Annotated in this window: 12 protein-coding genes; 5 read left to right on the forward strand and 7 right to left on the reverse strand. The window is 56.2% G+C overall.

Annotation, left to right across the window (positions count from 1 at the left end; genetic code table 11):
• Window positions 1-219: 219 nt before the first annotated feature.
• From OHL23_RS14770 to OHL23_RS14790, 5 genes are read left to right on the forward strand one after another with little or no spacing between them, the layout of a single operon-like run.
• Window positions 220-1281 (forward strand): hypothetical protein, encoded by a 1062-nt coding sequence (locus OHL23_RS14770; protein ID WP_263352679.1) that lies wholly within the window; start codon window positions 220-222, stop codon window positions 1279-1281.
• Window positions 1278-4052, forward strand: coding sequence for an FG-GAP repeat domain-containing protein (locus OHL23_RS14775; protein WP_263352680.1), 2775 nt, complete (start codon window positions 1278-1280; stop codon window positions 4050-4052). The genes OHL23_RS14770 and OHL23_RS14775 overlap by 4 nt, the downstream gene beginning before the upstream one ends.
• 19 nt (window positions 4053-4071) lie before the next feature.
• Window positions 4072-4719, forward strand: a complete 648-nt coding sequence (locus tag OHL23_RS14780; RefSeq protein WP_263352681.1) for a carboxypeptidase-like regulatory domain-containing protein — start codon at window positions 4072-4074, stop codon at window positions 4717-4719.
• 42 nt (window positions 4720-4761) lie between these two features.
• On the forward strand, window positions 4762-5496 hold the full coding sequence (locus OHL23_RS14785) for a DUF4384 domain-containing protein (protein ID WP_263353246.1): 735 nt from the start codon (window positions 4762-4764) through the stop codon (window positions 5494-5496).
• 15 nt (window positions 5497-5511) lie between these two features.
• Window positions 5512-7662, forward strand: coding sequence for a tetratricopeptide repeat protein (locus OHL23_RS14790; RefSeq protein ID WP_263352682.1), 2151 nt, complete (start codon window positions 5512-5514; stop codon window positions 7660-7662).
• Between the two features lie 32 nt (window positions 7663-7694).
• On the opposite strand, the gene OHL23_RS14795 is transcribed toward OHL23_RS14790, so the two are convergent.
• From OHL23_RS14795 to OHL23_RS14820, 7 genes are all read right to left on the reverse strand, one after another.
• Complete coding sequence (locus tag OHL23_RS14795; RefSeq protein ID WP_263352683.1) at window positions 7695-8405, reverse strand: DUF4384 domain-containing protein; 711 nt, start codon at window positions 8403-8405, stop codon at window positions 7695-7697.
• A gap of 261 nt (window positions 8406-8666) precedes the next feature.
• Window positions 8667-10541, reverse strand: a complete 1875-nt coding sequence (locus OHL23_RS14800) for a bifunctional serine/threonine-protein kinase/formylglycine-generating enzyme family protein (protein WP_263352684.1) — start codon at window positions 10539-10541, stop codon at window positions 8667-8669.
• Between the two features lie 1008 nt (window positions 10542-11549).
• Window positions 11550-12086 carry a YybH family protein gene (locus tag OHL23_RS14805; protein WP_263352685.1) on the reverse strand — a complete coding sequence of 179 codons (537 nt, stop codon included), beginning with the start codon at window positions 12084-12086 and terminating at the stop codon, window positions 11550-11552.
• Window positions 12087-12202: 116 nt separating this feature from the next.
• The gene (locus tag OHL23_RS14810) at window positions 12203-12979 is read right to left on the reverse strand and encodes a hypothetical protein (RefSeq protein ID WP_263352686.1); all 777 of its coding nucleotides are present in this window, start codon (window positions 12977-12979) and stop codon (window positions 12203-12205) included.
• A 291-nt stretch (window positions 12980-13270) separates the two neighbouring features.
• Window positions 13271-13837 (reverse strand): STAS domain-containing protein, encoded by a 567-nt coding sequence (locus OHL23_RS28865; RefSeq protein WP_396127364.1) that lies wholly within the window; start codon window positions 13835-13837, stop codon window positions 13271-13273.
• The gene (locus OHL23_RS14815; protein ID WP_263352687.1) at window positions 13782-15188 is read right to left on the reverse strand and encodes an MBL fold metallo-hydrolase; all 1407 of its coding nucleotides are present in this window, start codon (window positions 15186-15188) and stop codon (window positions 13782-13784) included. The genes OHL23_RS28865 and OHL23_RS14815 overlap by 56 nt, the downstream gene beginning before the upstream one ends.
• A 51-nt stretch (window positions 15189-15239) precedes the next feature.
• On the reverse strand, window positions 15240-15899 hold the full coding sequence (locus tag OHL23_RS14820) for a peroxiredoxin (RefSeq protein WP_263352688.1): 660 nt from the start codon (window positions 15897-15899) through the stop codon (window positions 15240-15242).
• Window positions 15900-15907: the final 8 nt, after the last annotated feature.

Consider the following 15907-nt stretch of genomic DNA (forward strand, 5'->3'; position numbering starts at 1 on the left):
GTTTTCGGCGTGATCCAGATGCCATCGCGTTGATTATAGGGAAAACTCAGCCACCGAGCGATCGCTCATTGGACGCAGTGGCTTTCGCATTGACCGGGGAATTCCTTAACGCCGCGTTCATTTTTTATTTGACAAGGTCGCGTTCATAAGTGACCATGATCGCCTCTACGGATTCATCCGCCTTCGCATGCGGAAATTACACGGAATGAGGCTGTTGCCATGAGGCAAAGGGCCTGCGGTGTACTCCGGACGATTGTATTCGTTGCTCTCGCTATTCATCTGGCGGGCTGCGGATTTCCTCCCTCTTCGTCGTCCAAAGCGCCTACGGGCAGCACGCCGTTGTCCGCCAGCAGTACTGCGGCATCAGGACCACTGCTCGGGGCATGGTGGGATTCAAACCAAAACGGTTTGCGCCCGATTTACGGAGTTGCCGGAGCGGCATACCAGGGGCCGGCCACTTATAGCGACGGTATGTACACTGGCGCTGCAGCCTGCATGCGGAAGAACGTCGCTCTGCTGACGACACCGGCCGGTGCCTTGTTTTCCGCGACGCTGCCGCTGGGCAAGCCTTTCCTGATTGCCGCCAATGGCATTCCCAAGGCATCGATTGCATTCAGCCCGTCTTGCACATCGTCACTAATCTACTTGCCTGGTAGCCCTCAAGCGCTTCTCGTGCAAGCATTGCTCTCAACTCCAACGATAACTTCCGTGACGCTGCCAGCAGGGGTTTCCGCGGCAATCGTCGCGGATTCTGGCTCCATTCTTGTCGAGACATCCGAGGCGGATGGTTCTGCTGTAATTCAGCTACTCGCCAGCGGGACTAATTCTCTGCAACCTGTTACCTCTCTCTCAATGTTCGGAGGTATGGCGTTTTTACCTGGGGCAGACACGGCGCTCCTGGCAGATGCGACGATGAATACCGTCCTTGAGGCGTCTCATCTCACAGCGAATATGAGCTTGTCTACTATAGCGAGCACAGCTGATGGCGTTTCAAAGCCTATGGCGGTCGCAATTTCTGCGGACGGTCGCCTTGCCGCGGTTGCCAACAACAATGGCCCGGGCGTGCTTCGGCTGGATTTGTCGGGTCAATCGGCTCCGATAAAGACAGCCTGCAACTGCTCGCCTTCAGAACTGGTGCCGCTCGCGGGAAACTTCGCATTTCGACTGAACGAAGCAGGCTCGGGGACCGTTTGGGCGTTTGACGGCAATAGCGCGAAACCTCGTGTCTTCTTCATTCCCAGCGATCAGGTAGCGAGTACCGGCAAGCGGGGCGGCCTATGACGCGCGCATGGCTCCGATTCCTACCTTTGCTGTTGCTGATTCCAGCACAGAACGGCGTACCACAAAAGGCAGCCAGCACAACCACCCTTCAAAGCAACAGTTCGACTTTGCAGTTGCCGGGCAGTCTTACGCTGAGTGCTACCGTTGCTCCTCCGACGGCGACGGGGGGCATGCCTTCCGGAGATGTGCAGTTTTTTACAAATAGCACGTCTTTGCTCGGAACAGCCGCGCTCAAAGCGTTACCGGCGACCGAACACTTCTCAGCACCACCGCTCACTGGCAATTTCGGGAACCAACCTTTCGGTTTATTTACTCTTCCTTCGAGCACTTCTAAGTATTCGATTCTGGGCTTGCTGGATTACACCGCTTACAATCCCACCACAGGTACCACCTATCCGGAACTCACGATCTATACGGGAAAGTGGCCGACTCTCTTCCTGACCCCGGATGTTTATCAATTAACGAACAGCGGAATCACCGCGTCCTACCCCGGTGTTGACGCCTTTGCTACAGGAGATTTCAATCACGACGGAATTACCGATGTGCTGATTCATGGCTTCAACAATACCGATACCACGAGCTTCGGGAACGAGTACTATGTTTTGCCCGGCAAAGCGGGCGGTACTTACGATCCGACCACGAGTGTTATCAGTCCTGATAAATCAGGCATTACATGCAATTGCAGCAATCCCACAGAGGTCATCACTGTCGATGATTTCAATGGCGACGGCTATCCGGATGTGGCCTACACTGCGAACGGACCCGGGTCCGGTGGAACAGTGGGTGTGGCATTGAATGCGGGAGCCGCGTCGCCAGGCAGTTTCCCGACTTTCCTTACCGCACCTCCGATCACTCCAACGGTGAAGGGCGAAACATTTCAATCCACGGCCATTGCTTCTGGCCACTTCACGTCGAGCGGATATCCGGATATTGCAGTTGCCGGGTCACCCACCACGGACGGTGACGGATATGTGGCGTTGTATCTGAACCAAGGGCCCAGCAAGGGCATCATTACCTTCGCGGTCCCAGTCTTATTCGATGCCGGACTTCAGCCGAGCGCTATCGCAGTTGGCGACTTCAGAGCGAATGGATTGATGGATGTGGTTGTTACTAACGTAGTTCCGGGCACACAGACAGGGGCGGTACAGGTGTTGTTCGGCGACGGCAAGGGCAACCTGACAACCTCGTCAACGGTCGCCGTCGGTGTTGAACTGGCTTCGGTTTCTGTCGCGGATTTTAATAACGATGGGTATCCGGATATCCTTGCAGTGGGATTCGACGGCTCGCTGAATCTTCTGCTGAATGATGCGACGGGACACTTCAAATCCACGCTCTCGATCAGTGGGTCTACCGTTGGTTCCTTGAGCGCAATCGGCGATTTCAATGCCGACGGTCTGGCCGATATTGCCGAAATTACCCAGTCTCCCCAAGGCGAAGGCTCCGCGTCAACTGTCCTGGGATTTTTCAACTCAGCGTCATCCCAAGCGATACTTGCAACTGCCGCCCAAACGCTTCCCGCCGGAACAGACGCGCTTACAGCAGTCTTCCCTTCGGATGTTAACTTCAATACCAGCACTTCCGAACCCGTTTCAGTCACTGTAACTCAAACTGCATCGACGTTAACTTGGGCTCAGCCGGGTGTTATGGAGTATGGAGCGCCGTTGAGCGCGACCCAGTTGAACGCCGTGTCCAGCGTGCCCGGTGCCATCACATACGCTCCCGCGGCGGGCACAGTGTTGCGTCCTGGCCCCAACACTGTGACAGCGACATTTGCGCCCACGGATGCTTTCGATTACACCGGGGCAACGGCAACGCAGACGATCACCGTTGCCGCTCCAACTTTGATTGGCATTTCGCCTTCCAGCGCGAAGCTAGGTGATCCAAGCACAACGATCGCTGTCAACGGACAAGGCTTTGTGCAAGGGGCTGTCGTTGAATGGAACGGCTCTGCACTAGCCACGACTTGGATGAGTCTAAATCAGCTGACAGCCGTTGTTCCTGCGTCGTTGCTTACCGCAACAGGAACCGGCACAATTACGGCTGTCGATGCGAACAAGATTGCTGTCACCGGGTCGCAGGTATTTACGGTGATCGCCAGTCCAGCGGCGGCGTCGGTAACTGCTCCATCAACCGCAGAAGCGGGACAAGGTTCTTCGGTGACTTTGACGGTCAATCCGTATCCAGTAGCAGTTACCGCTACTCTGACACTGAGCTTTACCCCGGATCCGCCGAACACTGTTGGCGATCCGGCGGTGCTCTTCCCCAATAACACGACGACCGAAGTGATTCAGATTCCAGCCAATAGCTCCGCTCCGATTCCGGCTGTCGATTTTTCGACCGGCTCGACAGCGGGGACCATCACGTTGACGATCACACTCACTGCAAGCGGTGTGGATATAACGCCAGCAAGCCTCGTTCCTGTAGTCGTCACCGTTCCGGCGGCGTCACCAGTGATCAATTCTGTGACTCTCACTCGGAACGGCAACGACATCACCATTGCGATTCTTGGCCTGTCATCAACTCGGGATATGACTCAGGCGGAGTTCCAATTTACGCCTGCTTCCGGGGCAAGCCTGAAAACGACTAATTTAACAGTCGATCTTACCGCGCCTTTCACCACTTGGTACCAATCGTCAAATTCCGATAGCTTCGGTACGACCTTCTTGTACACGCAGCCTTTCACGCTGTCCTCCGACGCAACCAGTGTGGGTGGTGTGACTGTCACCCTTACGAATTCGCAGGGCGCATCACAGCCGGCAAACGCACAGTGACACCCATGGGAGACTACATATGGATGCTGTGAAGACATTTTCTAGACTCGTATCTCTCGCTGCGTTCTGCCTTATCTTTGTCGCTAGTTGTCCGGTGATGCGCGCTCAGGCGACAAATGGCGCGCCGGCGCTGGTCATTACCATTCTCGAGGGAGAGGGCGCGCTGAACGACATTCGTCAGCGCACGGCGCGAGAGCCCATTGTCGAGGTGCGGGATGAAAATCATAAGCCGATCGCAGGCGCGGTCGTGCTCTTCACACTACCAGGCTCAGGCCCCGGCGGATCATTTGCGGAAGGCGCGCAGAGCTTCTCAACGGTAACGGATAGTGCGGGCCGCGCAGTTGCTCACGGTTTGCGACCCAATACTACCTCTGGTTCCTATAACATTCACGTCAAGGTGAGTTTTAATGACTCCACGGCAGAGACAAACATTCACCAGCAGAATGTTTCGGGCCAGTCTTCCGTGACACAACACGCGGCTCACGCGCTTTCAGTAAAGACTATTGTGATTGTCGTTGTAGCAGCAGCCGCTGCCGGCACCGTAGCGGGTATTCTGGCGACGAACGGGGGCGGTTCTTCTACTGTAATTACTGCGGGAACACCAACGGTAGGAGCCCCTTCAGCGGTTGGAGGCATCCGCATCTCGCTGCACGGTCACTCCCATTAACATCATAGGATCACCTCTATTGAGAAGCACGCATTGAATCCGATGTCGCAGGCGCGGTCACACTTCAGCCAATGCATGTGGCTCTACGCTTTGCTGCTCGTCCTTGTTGTAGAACCTGCGCGCCTTGAATCGCAGAACACTAACTCGGCGGGTCTTATATCGATTCGCCTGGAACAAAAAAATGGAGACAGCACGAAGACGGTTCAGCAAAATAAAGTCTTCCACAACGGCGACATCCTGCGCTTTCGCCTCACGAGCCGCATCGCAGGCTATCTTTACGTTGTGGACAAGGGATCGTCTGGACAAACGACGACTCTCTTTCCGATCGCAGCTGGTGCGGGCGCGCAGAATCGGATCGAGCCGGACCAGAATATAGTCGTACCGGCCATCGGCGACGGCTGGTTTGAAGTTTCCGGTCCATCGGGATTCGATACGATCTACATTCTGGTCAGCGCCACTCCTATCCTGATACCGCCGGCAGCCCTACCGGAGAGCCAAAGCCCTGAGAATCGGCAAAATGCGGCACCTCTGCCCTCGAACCTGCTGCCTCGCTGCGACGATCAGATATTCAAGGCGCGGGGTGATTGCGTCGACCCCTCCGCCGGTGCCGCCCCCTTGCCTCCGGACGCGCCAGTACCCCGAGAGCTTGTTCCCTTTGCCAAGTCTGCTGCAAGAGATATTATTCTTACCGATGACGGTGACGGAGTTTCTGTGAAGCCAGCTCCTTCCGCGAAGCTGCCTCTCATTTACACGTTTCGCCTGGCGCATCTGCAGTAAGTCGAAGTGAGGTCGATGATGCATCGCAATCCATGTTTTTGCGCATTTCTATTCGCATGGATCACGATCGTCCTTTGGGCCGATCCAGGCCTGCGGGCACAAGCGCCCGCGACTCCGCAGAATCCGCCCGACACCACACGAGATCTGAAACCTGTCCACCCCGAGGACAAATCAAAAACAATCGTTCCTGGCGCGGTGCCGCAAAGTTATGCACTGGTTATCGGAATCGCAACTTACAAGAATCTTCCCGCGACGGCTCAACTGCATTTTCCCGGCCGCGATGCACAGTCTATCTATACGACCCTGATCAGCGAACAAGGCGGCGAGTTTCCCGCAAACCATGTGCACATGTTGACGGACTCACAGGCCACTCTGGCCAATGTTTCGCACGAACTCGACACGTGGCTGCCTTCTGTCACGGCACCAGACGACCGAGTTCTCATTTATTTTGCCGGCCATGGATTTATCTCTGGCGGCAGCGGCTACCTGGCTCCTTACGATATCGATCTGCATAACATCGCTGCGACCGCTATCCCAATGGAAACGCTGGGCAAGCTGATCGGCACAAAGATCAAGGGTAAGTGGAAGGTACTGATCACCGATGCCTGCCACAGCGGTGCAATTACCCCTGAAACTGACCCGAAGCAACTCAACCAACTCCTCCTTGACGTGAATCAATCGATCTTTTCACTGACCGCGAGCCGCGACCGCGAACAAAGCTTTGAAAGCGCGGACTGGGGGGGCGGTCACGGCATCTTCACTTACTATGTGGTGCAGGGTCTGCAGGGAGCCGCGGACACAAATGGCGATGGCGTTGTAACTGCCGACGAGCTAGCTGAATACGTCCACACGAACGTCCGCGACGCCACGTCTTCGCGGCAGAATCCGACATCGGAGCGAGGAAGCTTCGATCCGAATATGTTGCTTGCCTTCAATCCGGATCGTGTGAGAGTTGCAAGTCAAGCCAGCTTGAACTATGGGACTCTCGTCGTACAGAGCAACATGGATGATACGGAGTTTTGGCTCGATGGCAAAAAGGCCGGGATGGTGAGCAAATCCGCAGCACTTCGTCTGCCGGGACTTGCGCCGGGGTCTCACACGATTAAGGCTGTTCACATGGGCTATGAGCCGGATGGTCCGCGAGAAGAGATGATTTATCCCGGTCAGGAAAGCTCCGTCAGCATACGAATCCTGATTCCTCGCCGACGCACTCAGAGCGCCGTCGATCTTCTTGACCAGGGCATCGAATTCTACAAGAAAGGCTTCGAATCCAACTATAAAAAGGCAGAAGAAAAGCTCACCCAAGCGATAGCGTTGGATCCGAATTACAGCGAGGCCTATATGTATCTTGGCCGCGTCGAAAATGCTCTCTGGCAGGATGACAAGTCGACCGCCGCGTTTCAACACGCCATCGCCATCGATCCTGACTACGAAGAAGCGCGAGTCAGTTATGCATCAGCTCTTCTCGATCAGGGTGGTCTGGACGAAGCGGTTCGGCAATTGAACGCCGCACTTGAGAGACAGTCGAATGATGGCACGGCTTTGTATCTTCTGTCGCAGGCCTACGCGCGCGAGGGAGAATACGCTTCCGGGAAGAAAGCAGCACTCCGCGCGACGGAAGTCGCCCCCGGCAACGGGGAAGGTCATTTCTGGCTTGCGGAGTGTGAGCGGCACCTGAATGAAGCGTCGGAAGCCGAAGCGGAATATCGACTATATCTGCGTCAAACCAACTTCAACTCAGGGGCTCTCGGCAACGCGAACTACTATCTGGTCGGATTTCTGCTTGGCATGGGAAGTAAGCATCACGCCGCCGAACAGGATATCTGGCGCGAGCAGCAGGGCCAGGCAAATCTTGGCATCTGCGACTGCGAGTGGATGCAAAAGCACTACGATGCAGCGATCCCATTTTGCGAAAAGGCATTGAATCTGATGCCCGCTGATCTCTGGGCGAATTACCGCCTGGGCGTGATCTATATCGAGCAGGCAAACGCGCATGCGCAGGCTGCCAATACCGGATCTTTGAGCAAGGACAGCGTGACTGACCTTCTGAAAGCGGCAAGAGTCAGGTTTGCGAATGTTCTGACGGCAAATCCTGATACAGACGAAGCGGGCCGCGCACGCCAGTACATCGCCCGTATCGATGCCGCGCTCGCATCGCATCCCTGAGCGAAATCTGGAAAAGTATCTTTCTGCGCCCACTATTCGTGGCGTAGATCGAGACTCAACACCACGCGGGAATTCGAGTCCGGGCCTGCGCCCTTGCTGACCACATAGATAGCTTTTTCGCCCTGAGTATCTGGCTTGGAAGATTCATTCACCGTCTGCTCGTCAACGAGTGCCAGATCACGGCTCGCCAGTTGATGCACTAAAACATCTGGAATTGTGTTTTCAGCTTCCAGCATTTGTCCGGCGCCTCCGACCGGCTGCTCATCATGTTGTGCGGGGCCGCCGCTCCTCAGATTCTGGATAGCGCGGTCGATGTCGGTGATGGGTGTCCGGCTCAGGATAACGTAAAGCTTCTCGTCGCCCGGGTTCTGATCGAACGCGAATGCCCGCGTACCGCCTGGCACAAGCTGGGACTGACCTGCAACCACCTTGTTCGCATCCGGGGCAGCGTTCGGTGGTGGGAAGATGGGCGACCACGCACCAGTAGACCCCTGCTGAATGACATAGAAATAGCCGGGCTCATTGGCAAGAAAACTCAAGCGGATATGATCGCCGCTGTGGAAGACGCTGCCTGGTGCGACCTCGACGTATTCATTTTGGGCATTGCGTAGCATCACCGAGCAACGCAGGCCGAGACGATTCTCCGCAGTCCGCACCAGGCGGGGTGCTGCTCCATAGCCGTTTGCGACAACAAGCTCCGCGACCTGGGTATTGCCCTGCGGTTGCACAGCTCCTCCAGACATCTCTGTACTTGTATCCTGCCTGGGATGAGGACGTGGTTCCACGTGTTTATGAGCAGCTGGATTTGGCGCTACAGTGATCAGATCACTGGCAGACCAAAACGTATCCCGCGCGGTGGGCTTTTGGGCTGAAAGTGCGCAAGGAATTACTATCGCGAAAGCTGCGGCCAGCAATACATGGTTTCGAGTAATCATCGATTCTCCTCGTCGCGGAACGCTCAGACTCGGGCGCCGTCGCAGGAACAAGTGCCTGCGGGTTACTGGCTAAGGAGCGCTCCGGACGCAACGGAAGCCAATCCACAAGGATCGAGCGTCCACGGGCAAACCCCGGCGTTTCGCTGTGTCAAATTCCTCACTTGCTCCGGGAGCAAAGCTGCCGCCCTTAATCATTCTCCAATCCGCGGAAAAGTTCTGCCCCTTGAGAAGGCGCTTCATCCCGGCGTTATCAGCCGGAGTGGGCGAATAGGAGGTCGCGGTCCATTCCCAAACGTTCCCAGCCATGTTATATGCGCCGTAGGGGCTCCGGCGCAATGGTTCTGATATTACCGGCTGCAACCGGTCTGGAACGTTCCCTGTCCATGGGTCATTTCCCCACGGATAGCTGCGCCCATCCGTACCGCGCGCAGCTTTCTCCCATTCCTCTTCCGTAGGCAATCTTCGCCCTGCCCAGGTCGCATATGCGCTTGCATCATCATAGGAGATGTTGCTTACGGGGTAGTCGGGATGCGCAGCGTAATCCGGTGTAGTTGGTGGCTGGTGCCCTGTTGCTTCACAAAAGCGGCGGTATTCGGCGTTTGAGACTTCGGTTTCATCCACGTAGAAGGCAGGAAGTGAAACCATCCGAACGGTATGATCGGCAGCCGCGCCGAATTGGAAGGAACCCTCCGATACCAGCAGCATTCGGCCGTGCCCATCGGTGTACGCCGGCGCAGGCGCAGGTGCGTGCGTAACCGCCGGGGCGACAGATGCCTTGGGGCGCAGCAGCCAGAAGGCCGTAGCAGCGATTCCCAACAACAGGACAGCGAGTATACCGGCGACAGCCACCCAGCGGGTCGAACTTGACTTTGGCACGATTAGTTCGGAAGCCGGATATTCAACGTGAGGAGTCTGGCGGCCGTTCGTCGTGGCGTTCATTGGAGCTACGGGCCTGGCTTCCGATTGATCTATAACTGCGGCGCTCGAAACCGGCGTCGCGGTAGACATGGCAGGAACATCGAGGGGCAGCCCATCAGCCTGCGATATCACCTCACGGAGCCTGCGCTCAACGGATGGTCGCAGATCACTGGCGCTTGTGGTTGCACCACGGCCAATCAATACAGACAGTAACTCTGCGGTGTTCTGGTATCTGTCTTCAGGCTGCTTGGCAATGAGCTTCTGCACGATGGCATCACATTGGGCGGGAAGTTCCGGATCGTAGTCGAGCAAGGACGGTGGCGCTGTATTCAAATGCGCCATCTGGGTGGCAATCGTGGTCTCGTTGTCAAACGGCCGTCGCCCGGTGAGCAGTTCAAAGAAAACCACACCGAGGGAATATAGGTCGCTGCGAATATCGCACACTTCTCCGCGAATCTGCTCCGGGCTCATGTAATAGGGAGTGCCCATGCTCTCGCCGGGACGGGTTAGTCCATCGGAGTAATCGGTAATCCGAGAGATTCCAAAGTCGAGCAGCTTAATGCGGCCACTCTCATCGAGCAGCATGTTCGCCGGCTTCAGATCACGATGGACGATGTGTTTAGCTTCCGCACAGGATAGAGCTTCCGCGACCTGCGCAATCACGTTCGCGGCCTGTGGGAGGGCTAAGCGACCCTCGCGCCTCAGAAAACTGGCCAGGTCTTCTCCCGGGATAAATTGCATGACGATGAAATAGAGGCCGTTTCCTTCACCGATATCGAAGATGGGAACGATATTCGGATGGTTGCCGAGCGAGGCCGTCATACGAGCCTCACGCTGGAACCGGCTTACGATGCTGGGTTCCTGCGCGAGATGTTCGGCCAGAACTTTGATCGCAACAAGACCGCCATGAAACCGATGCCGCGCCAGGTATACCTGCGACATTCCGCCTCCGCCGAGATGGCAGAGAATCTGATACTTGCTTCCCAATGCTTCGTTGAGCCGATCGTGTGGTGCCGCTTGTGCCATTAAGGTTTCATTTCGGAATCTGGATCCAATGTCCCAAGGCCTGACGTGTAAGGCGTTCGTCATCCCGTTATTCGAAGCATCGACTCACTGTTACAGCTTGGCACCTACGCGGGCCTAGTGTTCCAATCAACGGATGCTCGCTCTCATTCCCAGAATCCGGATTGATCATCCCTTGGAGCTTGCCGTGAGTCTACACGAGTCTAGCTTATCGCAGGTCTAATACGGCGGGTATTTCACTATCAATCCAACGGACTAACGGAAAAGTTGATTGCAAGAATGCTGGATTGGGCTCCTTCACGCAAAGCACCGGGACGATTGCCAACGGTTGTCGATTTCCAGGTCCACTTTGCTGGCCGGGTTTCCCATGGACGTCCTATACCGCACTGACTTCGCGGTGCTCAGAAAATCGACAGCGTTGCGTGTGGCGTTAGTAAACGGGATAGTAAGCGCAGAATAATCGCGTAACTTATTGATTAAAAAGTGCGTGAGTAGTTCAGCGGCAGAACGTCAGCACCGTTGGAGCCACTTTTATGTGAATCATCCAGATCAACAAATTCCAAGAGGGAAAGCACTCGGCGGGACGTCCTGCGGTCATGATGATTTCGCGGCAAGTGCCAGATTTGCTCTTAACGCCTCAATCGAGGCGTGAAATAGGCCCAGACTTCATCCAGCCCGATTCGGAGAGCATGGTGGCTTTTACTTCGAGTGTCACGCGGCTTAGCAGATCAGCGATACCTTCTCAGGCAACATATCCGGATTTCTGTGCGGCGGATTGATAGGCATGGCTTCCTTTGCGAAGATCTCCCTGAGCCGCACCAGATTCGTCGCGAAACAAGGAGCAACCAGTAAGAAGAGGTAGAAACGTGCAATTCGCATCGGGAAAGCTTCACGGGAGAAGAGATGGTCATCTTCGAGAGCGCCACAATAATCTCCGTAGCATCATTGGCGAGAGACTCTACTCATTTGTTGACACGACGGCGCAGCGCGTGTCGGGCCCCAGCGGCAGCCTCATTTATCCGGAATCACCATGTTGCGAAAGATTTTCCAGTTGCCGTCTGACTGTTGTTGCCACACAGTCAGATATTTCTCCACCAAATTTTTCTCGCCGCCGAACGTCGCCTCCGCCTGACCCCATTCGTACACAAAGTTCCCTTGCTGACTTGTTCCCCAGGTCTTTACCGAAGCGGTGTGCGCAAGCCCGAGACGCGCAAGTTGCGCTTTCATATGCTGTTCGATCTGGGATTTTCCTCTGGTGCATTCGCCGGTCGGACCACAGTCCACTGCGTCCACAGCATAGGTCGCGATAATCAGCGGAACGTTGCCGGTTTTCACTCCGTCGATCCATGCCTGATTTCCGGCATCGATCTGGGCTCGCGTCGAGTCAGGCAACGTTCCGCTCTGCGCCATGCAGGCTGCCGCGGCCAAGCTACTAACCGCAATAGCAGATATCAGTGTTTTCATTTGCATAGTTTTCCTCTCGGACAGCGGCTTCACACCGCACGACGCGCCAACGATCCACATGGCGGTTGTTTGCAGCCGATCCATCTGGTTTCGATCTTCGCCGGCATTTCGATCTTGCGCCAGCCCGAAGACGACACGATTTTTGCGAATCTCTGTCGATTGCACATTACAACAAAGTCGACCGGCCAATCGAAAATGCTCTAGTGCCTCCGCCGTGCAAGCGAGTCCGCCACCACCCAGGATGCGCCAGTCACGGCAAGATTCACGGCACTCTCGCTCCAGTTCCAATGGCTGCAGTGATCGGCCAGCAGTATCCGCTCGTTCACCAGCAGGCCGAAGGACGCGAGCATGGCGGTCACCAGGATCGCGGCGAGGCGGGCCTGCACGCCGGTCAGGATCGCAACACCCGCCGCGACGAAGCCAACTCCGGTGGCATAACCCCAGAACTCTTGCGTAGGCGGCAACCATTTGGGGACCAGCGGGGCGGTGTTGCTCATATAAACAAAATGCGCTCCGCCGAATACCAGCGCACAAACCCCAAATGCCCACTGGCCCAGATGCGTAAGGCGAGCGGCAAGTGCCGCATCGATCTGGTCATCAATCTGGGCGGTGGTGGCGTAGACGATCAGCCCGCCTGCGGCGATCGCGAACTGCATGGCGATGTTTTCGTATGTCACGTATACGGCGTAATCGGCGAGCAGCAGGCGGCCGTTCATCAGGATCACGACAAAGAGCGCGTAGTACACGGTGAGCGCCGCTGCGCCCCAGGCCGCGACTCGGCGCCACTCGACAGCCACGGCTGCGGCGACCATGAACGCACCGGCGGCATAGGCCAGGACGATGCGAGCTGGAAAGTTCTTGGGCATCGGCTGTCCTGGGTCGAAGTTCCCGAACGTAAGGCAGGCTATGCCCAGCCCCATCACACCCAGGCCGTAGACGCGCCAGCCAAAGGCCATCGTCGTTTTTTCCGCCGTCATGACTGCTCCAGCTTAGTTCATGTGATTTCCGCGCCGTTGGATTCTTGTGGTTGTGAGCTTGCTTTTCGCGACTCGCTGATCGAGTCGGCAACTAGCCGGGCCGCGCCAGCTAACGCCTCGTACACTGTGTTGCCGACCCAAGGAAAAAATTCATGGGGAGAGGTGAAGAGTTTGGGCGCGCGCACCACAGCTTCAGAGCTCATTATCATCGAACCTACAGGATGGTTTTGCCCAGAATGTGTGATTGGCCTGTTTGCCGCGACTGAAGATTCACCCTGCTGAATATGGCCTTCAGATTGTGGCGATCGGAAACACATTTTCCATTCTGTTGATCCTGAGCCGTTCCTGAACCCGAGGGCTTATACCCGTGATGCTCAACCGGATCCCTCTGCACTGACACCGAACGTAATGGTTGGCCAGCATGCCCAGAGCGATTGAATCCATGTATGGAACCTCCGTCAAGTCAAAAATCTGAGCCGGGATACGTGTGGAAGGCGTTTCGTCGCCCGGCTTCGCTTCGAAGATATCGCGAAGGGTATCAGGAGACAGCGAATTGTACATATCCCGAGCGGTGAACGGGCCGGACAGTCGAAAGACTGTACAGTAGGTTTCGTTTTTGGCGCGTTCGATAGTGAGTCTCGAACTCTTCCAAATCTGAGTTTCAATCGTTCGCATCGTATTTTCCTTTCGGGATTTCAGTTGCCTGATGAATTGCCGCCCTTGCCTGTCCTGTTCATCTAAAACGAGAGTGCGGCATGACAGTTCGGCTGAAGCAGCATCTCCAGCCGAAGAAATTCGAACCTTACACTCCAACTCCGGTGGGAATGGCGGACGGAAGACCAGCCGCTTTCCACGCATCGAATCCTCCGATGAGGTTGGCGATTTTACGGAACCCAACCCGCCGCAGAAGACTGGTCGCAATCGAGCTTCGATAGCCGCTCCGGCAATACACCACCACCAGCTTTTCGGGGTCCAGTTTTTCTGTCCGCGACAGCAGTTTTCCAAGCGGAATATGGATTGGGCTCTCAATCGAGCCAGTTTCTGCTTCCGCTGATTCCCGCACGTCGAGCACCGTGATCTGTTCCGGCATCTGCTGAAGCAACTCTTCAAGATCCTTCGCCGCAACCTGAGGAATCGAGTCGAGTGTGTTCCCGCTCCTCACCCAACCGGCTATGCCATCCTCCAAATATCCGACCACAGTCTCAATACCAACACGCGCGAGGCGAAGCTGTGACTCACGTACCTGCTCCAGGTCCTCTCCCACAAGAATTAGTGTGGTTCCCAAACCCAGAATCCGCGCCGCCCAGGAAGCGTATTGGCCCGTCAGCGCAATGTGAATGGAACCCGGCACATGCGCGGCAGCAAACTGAGTAACCGGCCGGGTGTCCACCACGACTGCCCCCATCTCTTGAAGCCGCAGAGCATCCTCAGCCGAGAGAGGCGTCAGCGCCGGCAGTCGGGACAAAGAACTGGCGCCTTTTCGGTTGAGATCCACTTCCTTGGCAAAGTATTCAGGCGCAGCAGACAGGTTGTCAGTGAGCAGGTGGATGAACTCCTCGCTGGTCTTGGCGAGCAAGGCATAGTTCGACTGGCGCTGCTTGCCGATCGTCGAAGAGCTCTCCGAACTCATGTTGCGCCCGCAGAGAGAGCCTGCTCCATGGGCCGGATAAATCTCGGTGTCATCGGGAAGCGTCAGCAGTTTTTCATGAAGACTGCGGTACAGAGCGGCTGCAAGTTGCTGCGGCGTGTGATTGGGTGAGAGGTCCGGGCGACCCACATCGCCCACGAAGAGGGTGTCTCCCGTAAACACGATGGCAGGCCGTTCCGGCAAACCACGATCCCGCATCGCAATGCAGATGCTTTCGATGGTATGGCCCGGCGTCTGCAGTATCTGCAGGCTGCATTGGCCGAAATGAATCTCGTCTCCGTCGCTGACCGCCAGATGGGGAAATTGCGCACCGGAGTCCGCACCGAGGTAGATTCGCGCTCCGGTTCGCTCCGCAAGTTCCCGATGTCCCGACACAAAGTCGGCGTGGACATGGGTTTCGATAATGTGTTCGATCTTCCAGCCCCTGGCAGCGGCAGCTTCAAGATAAATATCCACGTCGCGCTGGGGATCAATGACGGCTGCCACGTTTTCTGACCCAACCATGTACGATGCGTGTGCCAGACATCCAAGAAAGAATCGTTCTACCCGCACTGGTTCCATGACACTGCCTCCTCGGTTTTCCAGGTTGCTTTTCAGGTTCGGCTTTCAGGTTCAGCAAGGCTGCGCGACGACTCGCAGATAAGGCAGGACTGTCGTCCAGCCATTGGGATATTTCTGCCTGGCGTCTTCGTCGGAGACGGCGGGAACGATGATCACATCCTCGCCCTGCTTCCAGTTCACGGGCGTTGCGACCTGATGCGTGGCGGTCAACTGCATGGAATCGAGCACACGCAGCACCTCGTCGAAGTTACGCCCCGTCGTCATGGGATACGACAGCATGAGCTTGATCTTCTTATCGGGGCCGATCACAAATACGGTGCGGACTGTAGCGTTGTTTGCGGCGGTGCGGCCTGCGCACGTGTCTCCAGCCTCGGCAGGCAACATGTTGTAGAGCTTGGCGACATTCAGGTCGGAATCGCCGATCATCGGGTAGTTCACCGCGTGCCCCTGGGACTTCTCGATGTCCTCTGCCCATTTACCGTGGTTCGCCACCGGATCGACGCTAAGACCGATGATTTTGCAGTTGCGCTTTTCGAATTCAGGCTGCAGGCCTGCCAGATAGCCGAGTTCGGTGGTGCATACCGGGGTGAAATCTTTCGGATGCGAGAAAAGCACCCCCCAGGAATTGCCAAGCCATTCGTGGAAACAGATGGGCCCCTGGGTGGTTGCGGCCTCAAAGTCCGGTGCGATATCGTTGATCTTCATTTTCAAATTCCCCT

This window comes from Acidicapsa acidisoli (assembly GCF_025685625.1).
Lineage (GTDB): Bacteria > Acidobacteriota > Terriglobia > Terriglobales > Acidobacteriaceae > Acidicapsa > Acidicapsa acidisoli.